We start from the raw sequence: 19,671 nt of genomic DNA on the forward strand, positions 1-19,671 counted from the left end.
TCGACAATGACCACGACGCTGTACACTTCCGACCACGAATGGCTGGCGATCGACGGCGATGTCGCCACCGTCGGCATCACCGATTACGCGCAGTCGCAGCTCGGCGACGTCGTGTTCGTCGAATTGCCCAAGGTCGGCCGCAGCCTGAAGAAGGCCGAGGCCGCCGCCGTCGTGGAATCGGTGAAGGCCGCCTCCGACGTCTACGCGCCAATCTCCGGCGAGATACTCGAGACCAACGCCGCGCTCGCCGCCGAGCCGGCGCTGGTGAACTCGGACGCGCAGAGCAAGGCCTGGTTCTTCAAGATCAAAATCGCCGACAAGAGCGAGCTCGGCGGCCTCATGGATGAAGCCGCCTACAAGGCACATACGGCTTAAAGACGATGGAGCAAGCGATGACCGCGCACCGCAAATCCAACGGCGAGACCACTCCCTTCGTTCGCCGCCACATCGGCCCGTCGGCGCGCGATGTCACCGCAATGCTGGAGGCGGTCGGCGCCAAGAGCGTCGACGCGCTGATGGCGGAGACGCTGCCGGCCTCGATCCGGCAGGCCGCCCCGCTCGATCTCGCCAAGCCCCTGAGCGAGACCGAGGCGATCGCGCATATGGCCGAGCTCGGGCGTCGGAACCAGGTCTTCACCTCGCTGATCGGCCAGGGCTATTCCGGCACGATCCTGCCGGCGGTGATCCAGCGCAACATTCTGGAGAACCCGGCCTGGTACACCGCCTACACGCCCTACCAGCCCGAGATCAGCCAGGGCCGCCTGGAAGCGCTGTTCAACTTCCAGACCATGATCTGCGATCTCACCGGGCTCGACGTCGCCAACGCCTCGCTGCTCGATGAGGCCACCGCGGCAGCCGAAGCCATGGCGCTGGCGGAGCGGCACTCGAAGGTCGAAGCCAAGGCCTTCTTCGTCGACAAGGACGTGCATCCGCAGACGCTGGCCGTGATGCGCACCCGCGCCGAGCCGCTCGGCTGGACGTTGGTCGTCGGCGATCCCCTCACCGATCTCGACAAATCAGACGTGCTGGGCGCGCTGCTGCAATATCCGGGCTCTTCAGGCGCCGTGCGCGACCTCAGGCCCGCGATCGCGGCGCTGAAGGGCAAGGGCGCGCTCGCAATCGTCGCCGCTGACCTGCTCGCTCTCACGCTGCTCGCCTCCCCCGGCGAGCTCGGCGCCGACATCGCGATCGGATCGGCGCAGCGTTTCGGCGTGCCGATGGGCTACGGTGGTCCGCATGCGGCCTATATGTCCGTGCGCGATGCGCTGAAGCGCTCGCTGCCCGGCCGTCTCGTCGGCCTCTCCGTGGATTCCCGTGGCGCGCCGGCCTACCGGCTCGCGCTGCAGACCCGCGAGCAGCACATCCGCCGCGAGAAGGCGACCTCCAACATCTGCACCGCGCAGGTGCTGCTCGCCGTGATCGCGGCGATGTATGCGGTCTATCACGGCCCTGAGGGGCTTTCGCAGATCGCGCGCAATGTACATCGTCGCGCCGCCGTGCTCGCGGCCGGCCTGCGCAAGCTCGGCTTCGCGCCGCAGTCTGAGGCCTTCTTCGACACGATCAGCATCGATGCCGGCGCCAACCGAGCCGAGATCATCACGCGGGCCACTGCCGAGAAGATCAATCTCGGTGTTGGCGAAAGCGCGCTTCGCATCGCGCTCGACGAGACCACGACGCCCGCGACCGTCGAAGCCTTGTGGCGTGCCTTCGGCGGCCAGCTTTCCTACGCCGAGATCGACGCCACCACGCGCGAGGCGCTGCCGGAGGCGCTGAAGCGCACCACGGCGTTTCTCACCCATCCCGTATTCCACGCGCACCGCTCTGAGACCGAGATGCTGCGCTACATGCGCAAGCTCAGCGACCGCGACCTCGCGCTCGACCGCGCCATGATCCCGCTCGGCTCGTGCACGATGAAGCTGAACGCCACCACCGAGATGATGCCGCTGACCTGGCCGGAATTCGGGTCCTTGCATCCGTTCGCCCCGCGCGAGCAGGCCGCCGGCTATCACGCGCTGTTCGCGCGGCTGGAGAAGTGGCTGTGCGACATCACCGGCTACGACGCGATCTCGCTGCAGCCGAACTCAGGCGCGCAGGGCGAATATGCCGGGCTGCTGGCGATCCGCGGCTATCACGCGGCGCGCGGCGAGACGCATCGCAAGATCTGCCTGATCCCCTCCTCGGCCCACGGCACCAACCCGGCCTCGGCCGCAATGGTCGGCATGGACGTGGTGGTGGTCGCCTGCGAGGCCAACGGTGATGTCGACGTCAACGATCTCCGCGCCAAGGCGGCGAAGCATTCGAACGATCTCGCCGCGGTCATGATCACCTATCCCTCGACGCATGGCGTGTTCGAGGAGCACATCCGCGAGATCTGCGACATCGTGCATGGCCATGGCGGTCAGGTTTATCTTGATGGTGCCAACCTCAACGCGCAGGTCGGCCTTAGCAGGCCCGGCGATTACGGCGCCGATGTCAGCCACCTCAATCTGCACAAGACCTTCTGCATTCCACATGGCGGCGGCGGCCCCGGCATGGGCCCGATCGGCGTCAAGGCGCATCTCGCGCCATTCCTGCCCGGTCACCCGGCGACGCTGGCTGATGCCCCGGTCGGTCCGGTCTCGGCCGCGCCGTTCGGCTCGGCGTCGATCCTGACCATCTCCTACATCTACATCCTGATGATGGGCGGTGAGGGCCTGAAGCGCGCCACCGAGATCGCGATCCTCAACGCCAACTATGTCGCCGCACGGCTCGAAGCGCATTTCCCGGTGCTCTACAAGAATGCCAGGGGACGCGTCGCGCATGAGTGCATCGTCGATCCCCGCCCGCTGAAGGCGACCTCGGGCGTCACCGTGGACGACATCGCAAAGCGCCTGATCGACTACGGCTTCCACGCCCCAACCATGAGCTTCCCGGTGCCGGGCACGCTGATGATCGAGCCGACCGAGTCGGAATCCAAGGCGGAGCTGGATCGCTTCTGCGACGCCATGATCGCGATCCGCAAGGAAATCGCCGAGGTCGAGGCCGGCCGCTTCAAGATCGAGGCCTCGCCGCTGCGGCACGCCCCGCACACCGTGCACGACATTGCGGATGACGACTGGAAGCGCGCTTACGCCCGCAGCGAGGGCTGCTTCCCGGCAGGCACCTCGCGCACCGACAAATACTGGTGCCCTGTGGGGCGCGTCGACAACGTCTACGGCGATCGCAACCTGGTGTGCTCCTGCCCGCCGGTGAGCGATTACGCGGAGGCCGCGGAATAAGACTCGTAGGATGGGTAGAGCGCAGCGAAACCCATCACTGCGCTCTTTCCGGCGATGAAAAGGCGATGGGTTTCGCTGCGCTCTACCCATCCTACCGCACTACGGCACCGAATGTGCTTCTAAGGCGCAACCAACGAACGGCTTTCGCGATCCCATCGCCAGAGCCGCTCGCTGGTCAGGTGAGTGCCGCCCCACCAGCGATCAATCCGGTTGTGCCGGCAAAAGTTCTGATCGCCTCCCAGCACCGCCTTGCCGAGGTCAGTGAGCGACAGGCGGGACCGCTTGTATCGTGCGTGACGGAGGGCGTCGTTGTGCATGTCGAGCGAGAACGGCCCCTCCTCCAGCCCGGATACGGCCGGTACTGAGCATCGCGCGAGCCCATCAAGCAACTGAAAATGGAACGGTACGACGATCTCGGCCAAACCGGCTCGAGCAAGCTCACTCCCGCCGTACCAGCCAGTCAGGATCAGACGCTTCATCACGCCACCCGATCACCACGACGCACCAAAAGAAACGGGCACTGACGACGTCGGCAACTCAACGTCCCCAGGGCCCGCTCCTCGCGAAAAACTTTGACTCGAGGCTTACTCGTCCGCGGGCTCTTCGCCGTCGGCGTCGCGCTCGGGAGCGCCGGCCAGGATCTGCTCGGCGATCAGGCCGGAGTTCTGGCGGATCGAGGTCTCGATCTTGGTGGTGATGTCGGGGTTGGCCTTCAGGAACGCTTTCGAATTCTCGCGGCCCTGGCCGAGGCGCTGGCTGTCATAGGAAAACCAGGCACCTGACTTCTCGACGATGCCGGCCTTGACGCCGAGATCGAGGATCTCGCCCATCTTGGAGACGCCCTCGCCGTACATGATGTCGAACTCGACCTGCTTGAAGGGCGGCGCCAGCTTGTTCTTCACCACCTTGACGCGGGTGGTGTTGCCGACCACTTCGTCGCGCTCCTTGATCGCGCCGATGCGGCGGATGTCGAGGCGGACGGAGGCATAGAACTTCAGCGCGTTGCCACCGGTCGTGGTTTCGGGCGAGCCGTACATCACACCGATCTTCATGCGGATCTGGTTGATGAAGATCACCATGGTATTGGACTTGTTGATCGAGGCCGTCAGCTTGCGCAGCGCCTGGCTCATCAGGCGGGCCTGCAGGCCCGGCAGCGCATCGCCCATCTCGCCTTCGAGCTCGGCCTTCGGCACCAGGGCTGCGACCGAATCGATCACCATCACGTCCACCGCCCCCGAACGCACCAGCGTGTCGCAGATTTCCAGCGCCTGCTCGCCGGTATCCGGCTGGGAGATCAGCAGCTCGTCGATATTGACCCCGAGCTTGCGGGCATAGACCGGGTCGAGCGCGTGCTCGGCGTCGATGAAGGCGCAAATGCCGCCCTTCTTCTGGGCTTCCGCCACCGTGTGCAGCGCCAGCGTGGTCTTGCCCGAGGATTCCGGCCCGTAGATCTCGACGATGCGCCCCTTCGGCAGGCCGCCGATGCCAAGCGCGATATCCAGCCCCAGCGAGCCCGACGAGACCGCCTCGATATCCATCGAACGGTCGTTCTTGCCGAGCTTCATCACCGAGCCCTTGCCGAACTGCCGCTCGATCTGGGAGAGCGCGGCAGCCAGAGCTTTACTCTTGTCCATGGAAGATCCTTCGACGATACGCAGGGCAGTGGTGGACATTGGGTCGTGCTCCTTATGGCGAGGATTCGCGTGTGGGACAAACGGTTGGCGCGGCGGGTCGTCGATAAAAGCAATGTACACCATCTGTTCTTTGTTCGCAATATGTTCTTTGCGAGATTTGCGCGCTGGCCTGCTTCCGAGCGCGGTGGCCTGGCTTGAAAATGCAGCGGCCTGATTTGGAAGTGTGATGTCAGCGTGATGTATAGCACAGCGGCCAATCTGACCGCCGTGTATCCCCCGATCCGGCGGGAATGGACTCGCCTCCAAGCACCACAGGAGATGACCATGACTGACGGAAGCGCCCTCTCCGATGACGACCTCGACCTCGTGACCGGCGGCGCAGAATTCGAATTTCACTTCAGCTTGTTTGGCTACTTTTTCGCCATGCAGGGAAATGACAAGATGACCAACACGCTTGTCGTCGGACCCGGCCACAACGTCCTCGTCAACAACACCACCTTCAAGGGCTAACTTGCGCCGAACCCAAGGAGGCCGCTTCAGTTGGTGGCCTCTTTCGCCTCTGCGGGTGTCGTGAATCGAAAAGACCCCGGCCCGAAACATGCCGAGGTCTTCTCCCAATTATCCGCGACCGGAAACTTCCACCATTTCCCGGCTCTGCGATCTAACATGTGATGATTTCCTGATCTAAATTCGCGGTCACCAATTTGGACAGCACCGGATCTGGGTTGGCCGTATTTACCCCGAGTTGTCGTTGCCCGACCAACACAGCCTCCCCCCGCCTGCCCCGATCACTTGCCGGCTCCCGGGAGGGCAAGACCGTCCGCCTCTGCCATAGCCCTGATCCGCCTCACCGCGACCGAAAAAGGCCCCAGCTCGCAGGGTTGGGGTGGGGCAAGAGCTGGGGCCGACTTGGGGTCGCCCTCGGGGCGGAGGGCATCAGGAAAACTTGGTAATGGGGCGATCGTTCCTGCCAGAATTCTAACTTCGGACGGCACCGGGATTTGGGTTCTGTCCGAATTGACCCCGCGTGTCCCAAGTCGAATTCCGGCTGCGTCCTCAGTCCTAAACTGCCGATTATCGACACCGTTGAGGTGTTGAGGTGTCCCAAACTGCATAGTCAGGGCGTCGCGCCCGGGACTAAGTTCCATGCATGGGCAAGGAGCTATTCGTGCGTTTGGCTGCCATTTCGGCCGGTGTCTTCACCGTCGCCGCGGTCGCCCTGCTCGTCCTCTCTTGATCTAGCTCAAGTCGCACATCGCGCAGCGGCCTTCCCTGTCATGGCAGGAAACCGAGCGGGGCGAGCGATGATGCAGCTTTGGATGTTGCACGTATTGACCTGGGGGCTGACCGCCGTTGCCCTCGTCACCATCCTGTCGATCGCGCTGTAAGGCTCCCTCCACTTGGCGATTCATCAATTGCCAAGTTTTCCCGATCATACTGATGGGATGCCGGACAAGCAGCAGAAGAGTCTCGAGCAGCTCCTGAATGAGATCCGCAAGAAGGAAGCGGCAGAACGCGCGCGGCCACCACGCGACCCAGAACAACAGCTCGACAAGAAGTAAGGCCGCCTCGAATTGGCGGCCTTTTTCTTGAACCTGCAGATGTCCTGATCTGCCCCTCGCGGACGGAAAACGGCCCCGGCGCGCGAGCAGCACAACGGGGCCGGATGGCTACCAGGAGGCTGAGATCGGTCGCAGCCATCCCGCCAAATACGGCCGATCCGTCAAAGGGTTTCAGCGTGCCGCGAAAAGGCCCCAGCTCGCTAGTGGGGGGCGATGGAGCTGGGGCCAACGTGTTACCCTTGGGGAAGGGTATCGGGAAAACTTGGCAATCCGGCGATCGTTCCTGCCAGTGTCGTAATCCGTCTCTGCAGATGCCAGAATCGAAAAGGGCCACCTCGCGGTAGCCCTTTTGGCCGGTCGCAATAATTGTTCGGGATAAAAATACCAGCCCCGGCCTGCGTAGTTCTACCTAGTTTCGCGCGTGTGTGGAGTCCGGGAAAATGCGGTGTTCCAGTACCCCGGAGATGCCGTCTCCTGATGTCCCGAGGTCACTGTTCCAATTCGAGCAGCACCGGAATTTGGAATAGCCCGTCCCGCGAGCGCACGAACCCATACGGCCGATGAACCGAGCCATGATTGAGAGACATAAGCTGATGTTTCCAATGCTCTAATTCATCATACCCCGTGCTTTTCCGGAGATGATCGAAATCGCGGACTACGCCAAATAGCTTTCTCAATCAGCGCATGGGTTGGGAAGGACCATGAAAGACATGCAGGCCCAGTTGGAGAAGCTTCGGACCGAAGCGGCCAACTGCGAATTGATCGCCAAGCTGGCGACAGACCCATCGAAACGAGAGACGTTCGCGAAACTGGCCGCGCACTACAAGGTGCTGGCGGACGAGCTGGCGAGGGCGATCGGCCGTATAGGAACCACCTAACATTTGTTGGGTTGCCTCTGTCTTAGGCAGAGGGGTTCGCCGTGGGCGACCAAGTTCCTGATACCGCTGAGGAAAGCCCTCGGTGCGACGATTGCCGGACGCCAACCAGGTTCCGCGCCCGCATCTTCGATCCGCACCAGGATAGGCACATCCACGTCTACGGCTGTCCGACCTGCAAGCGGCTGTACTGTAAAGATTGAGGCCGCCTCGTTTGGCCGGCGATATCACATGTGAAGGCGGGAACCTGGTCCCTCGCGTTCAATCGATCGCGGCCCTGAACGACCGGCGCGAGATCGAGACCATGGACAGCGAAACTCCCAAACCGCCGGATGAGCCCTCCGCCAGGCTGTCGCCTGACGAGGAAGCGCGCCGGGTCATTGCCGACTACGCGAACGATCTCCGCGAGGTCATCAGGCAACTCCGCCGCAAGATGCACTGAGGCCATCTCAATCGGCGGAGACCGGACGCTTCGCATCCCCGAGGATCAGCAGCGCCAAGGGAGCCAGGGGGCCGACCGCGACGGCGATCCAAAGCCACGTCCGCAGCGACCTGTTGCGCTCCTGCGCCATCGCGCCTGCGAGCGGGATCGACCCAATCGAGATGATGACGAAAAGCCAAAAGCCCATGACCATCTCCGGTGCGGCACGTCACGCTAGCATGAAAGCGGTCGGCGCCCCTGCCCTCCGCGAAATGTGAGACCGCGCTTCGCCTCTGAAGATGATGCGCATCCAGGACGGAGAGCCGTTCTGCCGTCATAATTTCGCAATCCTTCGGCACAGGACTCTTCGGCGGCCGCCGGCTTTCCTTTGAGAGCGGGCCGCAATGGGGATCGGATCATGACTGACAACACGCGCCGCGATGCGCTCAGGCGCAAGTCCCTGCGCGAGGTGGCGCTCGAAGAGATGACGAAGTTCGAGCGCAGCGAAACCGAGTTTCGAAAGAAGGATCGCGCGGAGCGCGCCGCCGATCTCCGCCTGCCCGTGGACGAGATCAAGATCCACTAGGGAAACAACCTGCCAAAACAGGCCGTTGCCTACTGTGCATGGGGTTGTTTTGCGGCTTTCGCGGCGCGTGCCGCCAAAGCTGTTGCTACATCAGCGCCAGCAGCACGATGCCGATCACCAATACCACGAAGCCAGCCGCCGTCGCGGCGGCGAATGACCGCTCTACCTTGTCCATGATGCCACCCCGCTATCGGCGCGCCACGTATCCCCCATGGCTTCGCCGTGCGCGCAAAGTGTCGCCAACGGATGTGTCCGAAGTTGTGCGGGGGGATGTCTGAATTGGGACGTGAGAGCGGCTCTAAATGCAACCGCAAACCCCGCACAAGCTTGCGCCAGTCGCCTGTCGGCCGAAGCTGCGCGATCAGATCGAGGTCCGATCCGCTTTCAGTCTGTCAGGCTGCCGTAAGCTGAGCGGGCTACGGTCATGTCGCTATGGTGTTGCAGCCCAGCACCTCAGCCTCCAATAGCCTTTTGCCCCGCCCGGCTCTCCCCTGGCGGGGCTTTTTTTCTTTGTCGATGGCATGATTCGTCGCGCGCGTGGCGCGAGCTCAGTGCAGCCAGTCTGCCAAGCGCCGGTGTCTGCCCGAATCGTCACGCCCGCCCTGGCACGACAGCCCTTCGAAGCGCCAGAAAGTGACGACGCTGGTCGTGCCGCACTGCTCGCAGACGAGCTTGTCGTCACCAAGCATGAAGCGTCCACGCCTGTAGAGAAGGGAGGAAGCGGGCTGCCTGCATTGCGGACAAACCAGCGAGAAATGTCGCGCACTCCATCGCTGAGCGAGATGTCTGAGCCAGTTCACGTCTTCCCCTTGCGCGACGCCCGTCCATGCCCCCTGCACTGAGCAGATCACATTCGAGGCGCACGCAAAAGTGGAAAAGTCCTGAATGTGCCCATCCGCTGCGAACGGTCGCGCCGGCGACATCGCTCACAATCAGCAATCTCTTTTGCAACCGCGATGGACCACGGCACGAATGGAACTCCGTGGTTCTCCCACCAAGAACAGAGTTCCTGACCTAATCGGCGCCAACGCCGCGCCCAGGTTTCATACATCCGTCGGTTCCATCTTTCGGAATTTGATTTCGCTTGTTTCGAACCGCGCGCGCTTGTTGGATTCCGATGGACTATCCACGACTTAAAGGCAGTATTTCCGTGGCGATGGAATATTGAGACGCCCAACATGTTACCGGACATGGCAAGCTGAATCGTGGAGGTGACCATGAATCACAGGGGCGTAGAGTTCACGGTTGCGAAGACAGCGATCTCGGGTGTCTGGCAATGGCAGTTCCGGATCGGCGACGAGACCAAGACAGGCAAGACCGAGACGAAGATCGATCTGTTGGCGATCCGGCGCGTGCAGTTGCGCATCGACCGGGAGTTGAAGGCCATCGGTCAAAGGTCGGACTGACCCGTCAGGGTTGAGCGACCGAGGTTGGCATCAGTCGGCGCTGGGCAATCGCCGCATGGTGAATTCGATGTCGCCATCAGGCAGTTCGCGCCAAGTCTCGACTTCGCTCATATAGCCGGCCTTGGGATAGCGCGCGAAGAAGGCCTGCGCCCTTGCCCGTGCCGCGGCGCGCGGCAGGGTGAAACTCTCGCGCAAATAGCCGTCACCGGCCTTGTGGTCCGCCCCGGTGGCTCGCTTGCGCCGGCGCGCCATCCGCTCGGCGAGGTCCCGCGGACGATCCGCCATGTCCTGCCTCCTCAACGCAACACTGCGAGGGAATGTAGGATCCAGCCTCGACGAAGGGGAGTCCTGCCGGAGGCGTCATCTGCCTCCGGGAAGCGCGGTCAATTGGCGGCCGTGCCGGCCTTCGGCTTCTTGGACGTGCTGGCGGCCGCGGCCCTCGGTGCGGGCTGCTTCGGCGCGTCGGCGCGCATTCCGCCCCAGGGATCGCTGGAGGCCTTGGCGTCCGGAATCTTCTTCAGCGTCTCCTTGTAGGCCTTGTCGCGCGCTGCATCGGCGGCCTTTTCGTCGTCGGTCTTGGCCGGGCCATCCGCCATCAGATTGATATGGGGCGACTCCTGCGCAAAGGCCGGTCCAGCCACCAGCGCCAGCACCGCCGCCATACGGAAAAGCTTCATCAGTCACTCCTTGATCGTCGATAGAGGGCGCGGATACCACATCCTGTCCGTCTTCGCAGCGCCAGGCGCCGCTTTCAATCCGCTAAATCCGACCCGATTTGCACGATTTCGGCCCATGGAGCCAGTCATCCCAGACCGGGCCGCACCTGGTACAGCCGTTCTGTGCCAGACCGAACGCGGCCAGACAAAGGAACAGGACACTTCGACGCAACATCGTCCACCCGCTCCCAAGCCCGGCATCATATCGGGCGAAGTCGGGCATTTTCAAGCCGACGGCCCCCGTGACTTTGCCGAGCCCGAACGGGCAGAATGAGCGAAACATCCGGCAACACAGGAGGGAACGACAACAATGCCATCGCAGCCAGAAGCCGAGTTCGGCATCACCGAGGCCAGACGGATACTCGGCGAGGTCTTTGCGCCCTGGATCCAGGATCTCAACCTCACCGTCGAGCGCATCGAGCACATCCCGCCTCCCGAGGCGCCGGACTGGCAGCCGGGCGCGCTGCTCCGCATGCCGTTCTCGGAACGGTTGTGCCGTAACGGCGGCGTGGTCTGCGGCCAGGCACTGATGGCACTGGCCGACACCGCAATGGTGATCGCGAATCTCGCCGCCAATCGCGGTTATCGTCCGATGACGACGGTGGACCAGACCACGCATTTCATGCGCGCGATCTCCTCGTCGGATGTGCTGGCGGATGCGCGCGTGGTGCGGCTCGGACGCACCATGAGCTTCGGCCGCGTCACCCTGCTCTCCGCTACCGACAACAAGCAGGTGGCGATGGTCTCGAGCGCGTTCGCGATGTTGCCGGGCTGAGCGTCATTTCGAAAGAAGAGAGCCGCGTGAGCGCAACGCTCACCGCGGCTCTCCATCTCGGATCGTGTCAAAGCGAAAGAGCGAAGCACGATGCGATCGCGCTTCGGTCGCACACTTCAAGAATCACTTGCCGAGGATCTCGTCGGCGGCGGTGACGATGCTGACGGTCGGATTCTTTCCGCAATAGGCACCGAACTTCTTGGCGTTCTCGACGAACACATCGGTGTCGATGATCGCGTTGTCCTCGTCGCCCTTGTACCAGCCGTCCATCCAGGTCAGCACGACCCCGATATTGTCTTCGCCGCTATCGAGGAATTGCTTGCAGGTCATGGTCGAGAGGTCCCACTTGAAGGCGTGGGCGGGCATCGACGACAGCGAGAGCGCTGCGGCGAACACAAGCGAAAGCGTGGTCTTCATCGGAATCTCCATCGGCGCCTAACGCCATAAAGGAAAGGCTTGCGGGCAAATTCGGCGAAGTGACTCGCCGTCTCAACGTCGTAAACGAAGTGTGAAGCGCTGTGCAAGTAGCGCCAGTATTGAGTTTAGATCAACGCAATTTCTATGCACTATTTCACAATCATCATGATGGATTAATGCGGATGGTCGAGAAGCGTGCGACGCAGCGTCACCGGGTTTTCAAAGGTGGTACGATCACCTTTGAAAATAGCGGAATCGCGTGCACAGTGCGAAACATGTCGGAAGGCGGCGCCGCCATCGACCTCGACACAACGATCACATTGCCGCAATCATTCACCCTCTTGATCGAGCGCGACAATTTCGTGCGGAGCTGCCGCACCGTTTGGCGCAGCGACAGGCGCATCGGCCTCGCATTCGTGCAGTAGCGCGCGCGATGTGAACGACTATTCGCATCGCATACACAACACGACCATGAGTGCGCGATACAACGTCGGTGACGCCGCCGCGATCCCGCGACCATCGGCACGCAGAAGATCAGGATGCTCTATTTCGGCTTCTTCGCGGGTTCGCTCAGACGTGCACCGACCCAGGGGTCGTACTTTTCCTTGGGGACCGGAATGCGATCAAGCGCAGCCTTGTAGGCCCTCTCGTCGGCCTTGGGCGCGCGGTCCGCTTTCTGGCCGCCCACGCCGGAGTGGCGCCGGCCGCCGCCCATCTGCGCCTGTGCGGATACGACGGATAGCGCCAGCACTGCAGCCGCTACGACCAAAATCTTCATTGCCGCACTCCGTCTCATTCGCGATGCAAACTAGCCTGCAATCCCGTATGGGCAATTGCGTCGGTTCCGCAGCTTCAGCAAATGTTGATCGCGCAGGACTTCGTCCCGCCCAATTCGCGCCTATCTGTTGGCCCGCAGGGGACCTTCACGAATGTTGCGGATTGTTGCTCGTGTGGCGATGCTCGCCGGCGCGCTCGCGCTCGGCGGGTGCGGCTTTGCCGACAGCCGCGCGCCTGTCCCCGAGTTCATGCGCATCAAGGAAGCCGAGCAGCAGCCACCCGACCCGCCGCCAGACGTCAAGCGCGTGGTGCGCGAACAGATCGAGGTGGTTTTCCTCAACACTTCCTATCCGCGCGAGGTGCAAGTCGCCCTGCCCCATCACGAGATCCGCGGAATGGGCTGGACGGCCTGTGTCCGCGCACAACTCACCTCGGCCACCGGCTCGGCGCTGGGCACGCAGACCTACATCGTGACGATATCAGACGGAAAAGTCGTCGACCGGCGGCGCGCCGAAGCCGACGACATCTGCGGCTCGGAAGCCTACGAGCCGATCTAGCGATCAATCGCACCAAGCAACGATCCGGTTCCGGGAAAAACCTGTAATTGGGCCCGGAACGATCGCGGCCTCCCATTCTTGTTACCGCCGAGGGCAGTTTCGGAGGAGGACAGGATGAGGACGTTCACAATTGCAGTGCTTGCCGGCGTCGGCGCGCTCGCTTCGGCAAGCGGCGCGAAAGCCGCAGATCTCTACACGACCAGCGAATACACCAGCCCTGATCTCATTCAGGAGGTGCGGCTCGTCTGCGATGACGCCGGCAACTGCTATCGCACTCATGGCGGTGCACGCGTGATCGTGCGCGACTCCTATGCGCGGATGCCGCGCGAGCGCTATTACGAGCGCCGCAGCTATCGCGACTGGGACGACGGTCCACGCGCCGGCGTCGGCATTCGCGCGCCCGGCGTCAGCGTGGGCGTCGGTGTAGGCGACCGCTGGTAACCAACGCAGCATGACTAAAGGGACCGGACGAGATCGCTCGTCCGGTCTTTTCTGCGTCAGGATTCGAGGGGATGAGCCGGAGCAGCGACGCGCGTCGATGACGGCAGTTGGGCGATGACTCGGGCAAGCACCATGCCGGCGCACATCGCGATGACGAAGATGAATGCTGAGGTCGAGCCGAAGCCGAGCGCGGTCAGAGCCGGTCCTGGACAGAAGCCCGCCAGTCCCCAACCGATGCCGAAAATCGCGGGCCCCACGATGATCTTCCGGTCGATGTCGCTGCGCGTCGGCACGTAGAACCGCTGAGTGAAGAGCGGATGTGCGAGCTTCAGGATGTGCCTGAAGCCGACGAATGTCACGGCGACCGCGCCGGCCATCACGAAGGCGAGGCTGGCGTCCCATGTCCCTGAAGCGACGCCGGCGAGGTCGAGGAAGTTCAGCACCTTTGCCGGGTTCGACATGCCGGAAACGATCAGCCCGAGCCCGAACAGTAGGCCGATCGCGAACTGGATGAGAATGGTCATCGCTATCAGCTCCAGTGCCGCATCACGTAGACAGTGGCGATGCCCGTCGCCATGAAAGTGACGGTCGCGACCAGCGAACGCACTGATAATCGCGACAGACCGCAGACGCCGTGGCCGGAGGTGCAGCCAGACCCCCAAACCGCGCCGAAGCCGGTGAGCAAACCCGCGGCGACCAGGATCGGCGTGCCCGCGGCGATCGTCTGCTCCGGCATGCTTCCCGTGACGAGCCGCACCAACACGGGCGCAGCAATGAGGCCGACGACGAAAGCGAGCCGTCCGGATAGCTCGCGGTCCTCATACGGCGGAAACAACCGCGCCGCGATACCGCTGATACCGGCGATCCGTCCCGTCGCCCACATCAACAGCACGGCGGACAAGCCGATCAGCAGACCGCCGAGGAGCGACGCAATCGGCGTAAAGGGCGTTGCGATCATTCTTGATCCTCCGGATCGAGAGCTTCCATCGAGCACCGGCGAGTCGGCCGGATGCTCAATGAGACGTTAACAATACCATTCGAATTGAACCGGCGTCCCAATGGGATTTTCCAATCTTTGCGCTAAGCATGACCGCATAACGCCGGCTCTTGCCAGCGTGAACGGGGAAGACGGGACGTGGTCGACATCGCGCAGCAGACTGCGATCAATCCGGCATCGGCCAAGGATGCAACGCCCGCGCTTGTTCCGCTCTCGGCGATCGAGCCCGGCCAATGGCGCGCGCTGGCGCAGCGGGCCATCGAGCCTAATGGCTATTATTTGCCGGCCTGGGAGCTCGCCGTCAGCGCCACCGCGCGCGACCGTGTCGGCGCCTCGGCCCTGCCTGTTTGCGGCGGCTCTTCGACGCGGCTGGTCGGATTGATGCCGGTGGTGTCGCTCTGGCATGCCCTGAAGATCCCCCTGCCCGCGCTGGTGAGCGCGCATCCCTATGGCACGCTGTGCAGCCCGTTGATCGATCGCGACGCGTCGGTCGAGACGGCGACGCGCCTGCTGCAACGGGCGCGCGAGGCCGGCGCGCATGCGCTGATCCTGCGCGACGTCGCGCTCGACGGCGCGGCGATGGCATCGCTCAAGCAAGCGCTTGGCCGGGCCGGCCTGAATCCGCGTGTGCTCGGCTCCTATGTCCGCGCCAGCCTCGATGCGACACAGGATGGCGGCGGACTGCTGCACGAGGCGCTCGGCGCGAAGAAGCTCAAGGAGCTCCGCCGCCAGCGCCATCGCCTGGCGGAGCATGGCGAGATCAGCTTTGACGTCGCTCGCAAACCTGACGAGATCGAGCTCGCACTCGAGACATTCCTGCAACTCGAAGCCAGCGGCTGGAAGGGCAAGCGCGGTACCGCGCTGATCCAGGACGCGGGCGATGCGACCTTCATCCGCCGCGCGGTGCCTGCACTCGCCGAGACCGCACAATGCGAGATCGTCACCTTGCGCGCCGGCGCGACGCCGGTTGCTGCCGGCATCGTGCTGCGCCATCAGGACCGTGCCTTCTTCTTCAAGCTCGGCATCGACGAATCCTTCGCGAAATATTCGCCCGGCGTGCAGCTCACGCTCGATCTGACGCGCCATCTCTGCGCCGACCCGGCCATCGCCAGCGCGGATTCCACCGCAAGCGCGGACCATCCAATGATCAACCCGATCTGGCGCGGACGTTTTGCGGTCGGCGATGTGCTGATCCCTCTGCGGCGGCACGATCCAATCGTGGCGCTGATTCACGCGGGGCTGGTCGCGCGCAACTCGGCGCGCGCAACAGCCCGCCGCGCGATCCACCTGCTCCGCAAATAGGCCTAACTTACTCCGCCGCCTGAGCGTTGATCTCCGCCGAGACCTGGCGGATGGCACGCGCAAGCAGGTTCGGATCCTGCGCGCCGGAGACGGCGTATTTCTGCGCAAACACATAAGTCGGCACGCCGGAGATGCCCTTCTCGGCGGCTTCCTGTGCGTCCGCCGATACGCGCGCGACATCCTCGTCCGTGGCGAGGCGCTTGCGCACGTCATCGGCATCGAGGCCGACATCGGCGGCCGCCTGCACCAGCACGTTGACATCGGTGAGATCGCCGCCGTCGCGGAAGTACAACTCCATCAGGCGCTGCTTCATTTCCGGCGCCTTGCCGATCGCCTCGGCCCAGAGAATCAGGCGGTGGCAATCGGTCGTGTTGGGCTGACGCGCGACCAGTTCGGGCTTGTAGACGAGGCCCTCTTCGCTGGCCGCCGCGACCACGCGGCCGGCAATGCCCTTATAGGCCTCGACGGAGCCGAACTTGGTGGTGAGATAATCCTCACGGCTGATGCCCTCGCGCGGCACCCAGGGATTGAGGAAGAACGGGCGGAAATTGAGCTTCACCGGCACATCGGGCACAAGCGCCAGCGCGCTTTCGATCCGGTGCTTGCCGATATAGCACCAAGGGCACACCACGTCGGAGACGACATCGATCTGGAGCGGTTTGAGGGTGCTCATGAGCGCCTCCTTGGGCGATTCAGGGTTGGCCCCAAGATAAGCCGAACCCGCCCCGGAGCAAGGGCGCTAGGTCATGGCTGCGGCCATCTGCCTGAGTCGCTCCGCGGTGCGCTCGTCCGCCGGAAAGAACGTCTCCAGCGCCAGCTCCGACAGGGTGATGTCAACCGGTGTGCCGAACACCATGGTGGTGGAGAAGAAACTTAGTATCTCCCCGTCCTGGCGCAGCTTGAAGGGGATCGCGACATTGTCGCTCGACAATGGCCCCGAACGCGCCGGGATCGGATAGCTCTTGAGGTCATGGTAGAGCTTGATCAATTCAGGGTCGGCCGTCGCCTCGCATTGCCGGTGCAGCCGCTCGAGCAGATGTGCGCACCACTCCGCGAGATTGACCGTGCGCGGCGCCAGCCCTTCCGGATGAAAGGCGAGCCGCATTATGTTGAGGGGCTGGCCGAGCAACCGCTCGGGGACGCCGGCGAGCAGCGGCGCCACCATGCGGTTTGCGGAGACCAGGTTCCAGTGCCGGTCATAGGCCAGCGCCGGATTGGGCTCGTGCGCTCTCAGCACGAGGTCGATCGCCTGACGGGCTGATTTCAAGGCGGGATCCTCCAGCGGACGCTGCGGAAAGGCCGGCGCGTAGCCGGCGGCGACCAGCAGCATGTTGCGTTCGCGCAGGGGCACGTCGAGACGCTCGGCGAGCCGCAACACCATCTCGCGCGAAGGCGCGGCGCGGCCGGTCTCCACGAAGCTCAAATGCCGCGCGGAAATATCCGCCTCGCCTGCGAGATCAAGCTGGCTCATACGGCGGCGCTGCCGCCATTCGCGCAGATGGTCGCCGATATGGACCGGTTGGCTAGGTTCGGCCTGTGCCGTGGATGCATGTGCGTTCATGGCCGAGACCTACCACGCGCGCTGCACCCCATCCATTACCCCTGAGGTAATGAGTATCGGCACCTAATGGCGAAAGTCCTTTGGCTATCCTGCTCGATGCCGGCGGCAAGACCGTCGAGCTGCAGGCCAGTCGTCGCAGCGAGCGCGGATTATTCGAGTTCGCAAGAACCCGCGCAGCACGGACGGAAAACCTTCAAGTCGCCGCTCTACTCAATTCGAGTGGCTTTGATGCGGTAAGGCGCCTGCTGTTTCCAACAGCGCCGTCCACCTTGAAATGCACCGGTGGACGGCGCTGCTCCAGCCCCGGGAAGGGGTGATGCAAATTCCCGGTCCTCCCAGTCTGCGGTTTCGCTGACCGCGGTCAAACCAAAACCGCCGTCTTGGTGAATCTCATTATTGCGCACCAATGCCGCAGTGCGAAAAACTCCAACTGTTCGACTGAGCCTGCGGGAAAAACAGGAAGAGGCCTGCTCCCAGCTCTTAATGGGGCGCGATCGCCGCCGGAGGAATGATCTGCGAATTTCCGATAGCGTTATCGGGTCGGAGCCGAGGAATGTGCTCTCGCGGGAGATCCGGAGGACTTGGCAAGACCGGGAAAATTTGGCAATGTTCAATTTTTCGGATTTGCCATGCCCGCTTATCTCGTTCGCTCAATTGATAGTCGCCAAATCGTCGGATTATTCTTCGTCGATCAAGCCGAACATCTCGCCAATTCGGTGGGTGAATGGACGGAGGGAGACGGCTGCGAATACGTCAAGTTGCCCGCAGGTGGTATTGTGTGGCCAGGGTCGGCGGTTGCTGTGCCCATGAGCCCCGGCACTGAGAACGACGCGAATTGGGACATGCCCGAATTGCCCTTCTCCAGTGCGACCATGTCTGAATCCTGGCTCAACTTGCTCTACGGCTACTCGCCCACGCTGCGCTGGACGAAGCTAAAGCCGAGGCGAAAGCCGGACTCGACGTCCCCTCAAACGCCGACACCGGTTACGGGGCAGGTCATCCCTATGCGAAGACCTCGCTGCTAGCCTGCGATCTGCTGGGGAAACAGCCATGACGCCAGAGAAGCTGCGTACACACGTTACCTATCTCAGCGAAATAGCGACAGATTCCGAGCGGCGAGAAGTGTTCGTTGGCCTCTCATTTGAGGAGACCAACTGGTTGATCGATTATCGGGAGCGGCGCGCGCGCCAAGAGTCGGGATGGAGCCAGGATCAACCGGTCGCTCTGGAACTCGTTGCACGGCACAGGACAGCGCACATCGCCATCGTGTCCGCGGAAGCGGAGCTGGTGTTTAACAAGCCCACTCTCAACTAGCTGCTTCACGGGTGCCTGCGACGCGGCCACGGTCCTTTTTCGTGCCGTCCGGAATGAAGTGGCTCAATTCGAGCGCTGGCCTGGAGCCGCAACCTGATGTTGATCTCCTTGCGCCGGCTTAAACGTTTCATATTGCAGGTTTAATCGATAGGTATTTGCCTTGTCCTCCTCCATAGAATTGATCGTCGCTTCTCATGTGGAGTTGAAGAACCGCCGGGCGCTGGAAGAGTTGCGAGAGCACCGCCGCCGGTTGCTCGAGCAGTTACGGACGGTGTCTGGGATTGATCCGACCCGCGCCATCGAGCAGGTCGAGGAAGACATCCACGCGATCGACGACGGACTCGAGCAACTGAAGCCGCCCCCCGGAACGCTGCCGGACAACGACTGGCGCTGACTCAGATCTGCGCCTTCAAAAGCAGCCTTGTCTGTCGCTCCATTTGAAATGCCAGCAGTTCACGCTCAAATTTGAGAGCCGCCTGTTCGTCCAGCGTGATGTGGCCGTCGCGCTCGAGAACATTGATCAGAAAGACCTGGTCTTCGATATGCCGCTGGCGCTTCTGGATGTCCTCCATGACGCTTTCGAGCTCGGTTCGAAGGTCTAACTCCATCATTTCAAATCCTTTTGCTGAAATGGCTGAACTATGGGATCAAGAGCTTAAATGAAGCCTGAAGCTGGGGGCCTGCGCGGAGTTAGCCATTTGTCCCGGGCAGCTTATCCGAGTGGACATCCCTGAACTGGGACGCAAGCGGTATTTAGGTCTGACAGCGCGGTAGGCTTCAAAACACTTCGGCAATTAAAAAGCTGAACTTGCGATTCACTTCGAGCGAGCAATCCAACCCGCCGGCTCAACCCTGTCTCGGCCTCGGCACGGCGCCGACGCAACTCCTGATCGTCACGGGCGCTCGCCATGGGCTTCCACCGGAAGGTCACCGCTCCAAGCCAAATGACTGCCTTGGGACCTGCTCCGCGATTCGATGAAACAAGGACGCGTGCCGAGAAGCCTTCCCCAACCAGGGAAGCGCAGGGAAAGCATCGAGACCTGCGGTAAAACCTCGCGCACCGACGATCCTCG

General features: G+C 62.7%; 28 protein-coding genes. 15 read left to right on the forward strand and 13 right to left on the reverse strand.

The features are described from left to right. Nucleotides 1–6 precede the first annotated feature (6 nt). Both gcvH and gcvP read left to right on the forward strand, forming a co-directional pair. Nucleotides 7–375: a glycine cleavage system protein GcvH gene (gene gcvH, locus JQ631_RS27950; RefSeq protein ID WP_212332330.1), complete on the forward strand. Its 369-nt coding sequence runs from the start codon at nt 7–9 to the stop codon at nt 373–375. 17 nt (nt 376–392) lie between these two features. Then, nucleotides 393–3,257, forward strand: coding sequence for an aminomethyl-transferring glycine dehydrogenase (gene gcvP, locus JQ631_RS27955; protein ID WP_212332331.1), 2,865 nt, complete (start codon nt 393–395; stop codon nt 3,255–3,257). Between the two features lie 119 nt (nt 3,258–3,376). On the opposite strand, the gene JQ631_RS27960 is transcribed toward gcvP, so the two are convergent. After that, nucleotides 3,377–3,736, reverse strand: a complete 360-nt coding sequence (locus JQ631_RS27960) for a hypothetical protein (protein WP_249161134.1) — start codon at nt 3,734–3,736, stop codon at nt 3,377–3,379. Between the two features lie 105 nt (nt 3,737–3,841). Beyond that, the gene (recA, locus tag JQ631_RS27965) at nt 3,842–4,930 is read right to left on the reverse strand and encodes a recombinase RecA (protein ID WP_212332333.1); all 1,089 of its coding nucleotides are present in this window, start codon (nt 4,928–4,930) and stop codon (nt 3,842–3,844) included. A 285-nt stretch (nt 4,931–5,215) separates the two neighbouring features. Here recA and JQ631_RS27970 point away from each other — a divergent pair, with 285 nt between their 5' ends. From JQ631_RS27970 to JQ631_RS27985, 4 genes are all read left to right on the forward strand, one after another. After that, complete coding sequence (locus tag JQ631_RS27970; RefSeq protein ID WP_212332341.1) at nt 5,216–5,401, forward strand: hypothetical protein; 186 nt, start codon at nt 5,216–5,218, stop codon at nt 5,399–5,401. A gap of 890 nt (nt 5,402–6,291) precedes the next feature. Continuing rightward, entirely contained in the window at nt 6,292–6,453 is a 162-nt protein-coding gene (locus JQ631_RS27975) for a hypothetical protein (RefSeq protein WP_212332342.1), read from the forward strand. 701 nt (nt 6,454–7,154) lie between these two features. After that, a complete protein-coding gene (locus tag JQ631_RS27980; protein WP_212332343.1) occupies nt 7,155–7,331 on the forward strand; it encodes a hypothetical protein in 177 nt (58 codons plus the stop codon). 301 nt (nt 7,332–7,632) lie between these two features. Next, the gene (locus JQ631_RS27985; RefSeq protein ID WP_212332344.1) at nt 7,633–7,770 is read left to right on the forward strand and encodes a hypothetical protein; all 138 of its coding nucleotides are present in this window, start codon (nt 7,633–7,635) and stop codon (nt 7,768–7,770) included. Nucleotides 7,771–7,777: 7 nt separating this feature from the next. Here JQ631_RS27985 and JQ631_RS27990 read toward each other — a convergent pair whose 3' ends face one another. After that, nucleotides 7,778–7,957 carry a hypothetical protein gene (locus JQ631_RS27990; protein WP_212332345.1) on the reverse strand — a complete coding sequence of 60 codons (180 nt, stop codon included), beginning with the start codon at nt 7,955–7,957 and terminating at the stop codon, nt 7,778–7,780. Between the two features lie 210 nt (nt 7,958–8,167). On the opposite strand from JQ631_RS27990, the gene JQ631_RS27995 reads away from it, so the two are divergent. Next, nucleotides 8,168–8,335, forward strand: a complete 168-nt coding sequence (locus JQ631_RS27995) for a hypothetical protein (protein WP_212332346.1) — start codon at nt 8,168–8,170, stop codon at nt 8,333–8,335. Between the two features lie 548 nt (nt 8,336–8,883). Here the strand turns inward: JQ631_RS27995 and JQ631_RS28000 are convergent. Further along, the gene (locus tag JQ631_RS28000; RefSeq protein WP_212332348.1) at nt 8,884–9,024 is read right to left on the reverse strand and encodes a hypothetical protein; all 141 of its coding nucleotides are present in this window, start codon (nt 9,022–9,024) and stop codon (nt 8,884–8,886) included. 528 nt (nt 9,025–9,552) lie between these two features. Here JQ631_RS28000 and JQ631_RS28005 point away from each other — a divergent pair. Then, nucleotides 9,553–9,741, forward strand: coding sequence for a hypothetical protein (locus JQ631_RS28005; RefSeq protein ID WP_212332350.1), 189 nt, complete (start codon nt 9,553–9,555; stop codon nt 9,739–9,741). Between the two features lie 30 nt (nt 9,742–9,771). Here JQ631_RS28005 and JQ631_RS28010 read toward each other — a convergent pair whose 3' ends face one another. Then, on the reverse strand, nt 9,772–10,026 hold the full coding sequence (locus tag JQ631_RS28010; RefSeq protein WP_212332352.1) for a hypothetical protein: 255 nt from the start codon (nt 10,024–10,026) through the stop codon (nt 9,772–9,774). 98 nt (nt 10,027–10,124) lie between these two features. After that, complete coding sequence (locus tag JQ631_RS28015) at nt 10,125–10,418, reverse strand: hypothetical protein (protein WP_212332354.1); 294 nt, start codon at nt 10,416–10,418, stop codon at nt 10,125–10,127. Between the two features lie 349 nt (nt 10,419–10,767). Here JQ631_RS28015 and JQ631_RS28020 point away from each other — a divergent pair, with 349 nt between their 5' ends. Beyond that, on the forward strand, nt 10,768–11,232 hold the full coding sequence (locus JQ631_RS28020; RefSeq protein WP_212332356.1) for a PaaI family thioesterase: 465 nt from the start codon (nt 10,768–10,770) through the stop codon (nt 11,230–11,232). A gap of 123 nt (nt 11,233–11,355) precedes the next feature. Here the strand turns inward: JQ631_RS28020 and JQ631_RS28025 are convergent, their stop codons facing one another. After that, nucleotides 11,356–11,649, reverse strand: a complete 294-nt coding sequence (locus JQ631_RS28025; RefSeq protein ID WP_212332358.1) for an HdeA family protein — start codon at nt 11,647–11,649, stop codon at nt 11,356–11,358. A gap of 182 nt (nt 11,650–11,831) precedes the next feature. On the opposite strand from JQ631_RS28025, the gene JQ631_RS28030 reads away from it, so the two are divergent. After that, nucleotides 11,832–12,074, forward strand: coding sequence for a PilZ domain-containing protein (locus JQ631_RS28030; RefSeq protein ID WP_212332361.1), 243 nt, complete (start codon nt 11,832–11,834; stop codon nt 12,072–12,074). 119 nt (nt 12,075–12,193) lie between these two features. Here JQ631_RS28030 and JQ631_RS28035 read toward each other — a convergent pair whose 3' ends face one another. Beyond that, nucleotides 12,194–12,427 carry a hypothetical protein gene (locus JQ631_RS28035; protein WP_212332363.1) on the reverse strand — a complete coding sequence of 78 codons (234 nt, stop codon included), beginning with the start codon at nt 12,425–12,427 and terminating at the stop codon, nt 12,194–12,196. A 151-nt stretch (nt 12,428–12,578) separates the two neighbouring features. Between JQ631_RS28035 and JQ631_RS28040 the strand changes: the two genes are divergently transcribed. After that, nucleotides 12,579–12,983 carry a hypothetical protein gene (locus JQ631_RS28040; protein ID WP_212332365.1) on the forward strand — a complete coding sequence of 135 codons (405 nt, stop codon included), beginning with the start codon at nt 12,579–12,581 and terminating at the stop codon, nt 12,981–12,983. A gap of 114 nt (nt 12,984–13,097) precedes the next feature. Further along, a complete protein-coding gene (locus JQ631_RS28045; protein WP_212332367.1) occupies nt 13,098–13,424 on the forward strand; it encodes a hypothetical protein in 327 nt (108 codons plus the stop codon). Nucleotides 13,425–13,480: 56 nt separating this feature from the next. On the opposite strand, the gene JQ631_RS28050 is transcribed toward JQ631_RS28045, so the two are convergent. Further along, the gene (locus JQ631_RS28050) at nt 13,481–13,948 is read right to left on the reverse strand and encodes a DUF6691 family protein (protein WP_212332369.1); all 468 of its coding nucleotides are present in this window, start codon (nt 13,946–13,948) and stop codon (nt 13,481–13,483) included. Between the two features lie 5 nt (nt 13,949–13,953). After that, nucleotides 13,954–14,382: a YeeE/YedE family protein gene (locus JQ631_RS28055; protein WP_212332371.1), complete on the reverse strand. Its 429-nt coding sequence runs from the start codon at nt 14,380–14,382 to the stop codon at nt 13,954–13,956. 177 nt (nt 14,383–14,559) lie between these two features. Between JQ631_RS28055 and JQ631_RS28060 the strand changes: the two genes are divergently transcribed. Next, the gene (locus tag JQ631_RS28060) at nt 14,560–15,723 is read left to right on the forward strand and encodes a GNAT family N-acetyltransferase (protein WP_212332373.1); all 1,164 of its coding nucleotides are present in this window, start codon (nt 14,560–14,562) and stop codon (nt 15,721–15,723) included. 7 nt (nt 15,724–15,730) lie between these two features. Here JQ631_RS28060 and JQ631_RS28065 read toward each other — a convergent pair whose 3' ends face one another. Together JQ631_RS28065 and JQ631_RS28070 are read right to left on the reverse strand one after the other, a co-directional pair. After that, the gene (locus tag JQ631_RS28065) at nt 15,731–16,396 is read right to left on the reverse strand and encodes a DsbA family oxidoreductase (RefSeq protein ID WP_212332375.1); all 666 of its coding nucleotides are present in this window, start codon (nt 16,394–16,396) and stop codon (nt 15,731–15,733) included. A gap of 66 nt (nt 16,397–16,462) precedes the next feature. Continuing rightward, the gene (locus tag JQ631_RS28070) at nt 16,463–17,284 is read right to left on the reverse strand and encodes a helix-turn-helix domain-containing protein (RefSeq protein ID WP_212332377.1); all 822 of its coding nucleotides are present in this window, start codon (nt 17,282–17,284) and stop codon (nt 16,463–16,465) included. A gap of 1,050 nt (nt 17,285–18,334) precedes the next feature. On the opposite strand from JQ631_RS28070, the gene JQ631_RS28075 reads away from it, so the two are divergent. Both JQ631_RS28075 and JQ631_RS28080 read left to right on the forward strand, forming a co-directional pair. Then, nucleotides 18,335–18,598 carry a hypothetical protein gene (locus tag JQ631_RS28075; protein WP_212332379.1) on the forward strand — a complete coding sequence of 88 codons (264 nt, stop codon included), beginning with the start codon at nt 18,335–18,337 and terminating at the stop codon, nt 18,596–18,598. A gap of 160 nt (nt 18,599–18,758) precedes the next feature. Continuing rightward, complete coding sequence (locus tag JQ631_RS28080) at nt 18,759–18,992, forward strand: hypothetical protein (RefSeq protein ID WP_212332380.1); 234 nt, start codon at nt 18,759–18,761, stop codon at nt 18,990–18,992. Between the two features lies 1 nt (nt 18,993). Here the strand turns inward: JQ631_RS28080 and JQ631_RS28085 are convergent, their stop codons facing one another. After that, the gene (locus JQ631_RS28085) at nt 18,994–19,170 is read right to left on the reverse strand and encodes a hypothetical protein (protein ID WP_212332382.1); all 177 of its coding nucleotides are present in this window, start codon (nt 19,168–19,170) and stop codon (nt 18,994–18,996) included. Between the last annotated feature and the right edge of the window lie 501 nt (nt 19,171–19,671).

This window comes from Bradyrhizobium manausense (genome assembly GCF_018131105.1).
GTDB lineage: Bacteria > Pseudomonadota > Alphaproteobacteria > Rhizobiales > Xanthobacteraceae > Bradyrhizobium > Bradyrhizobium manausense_B.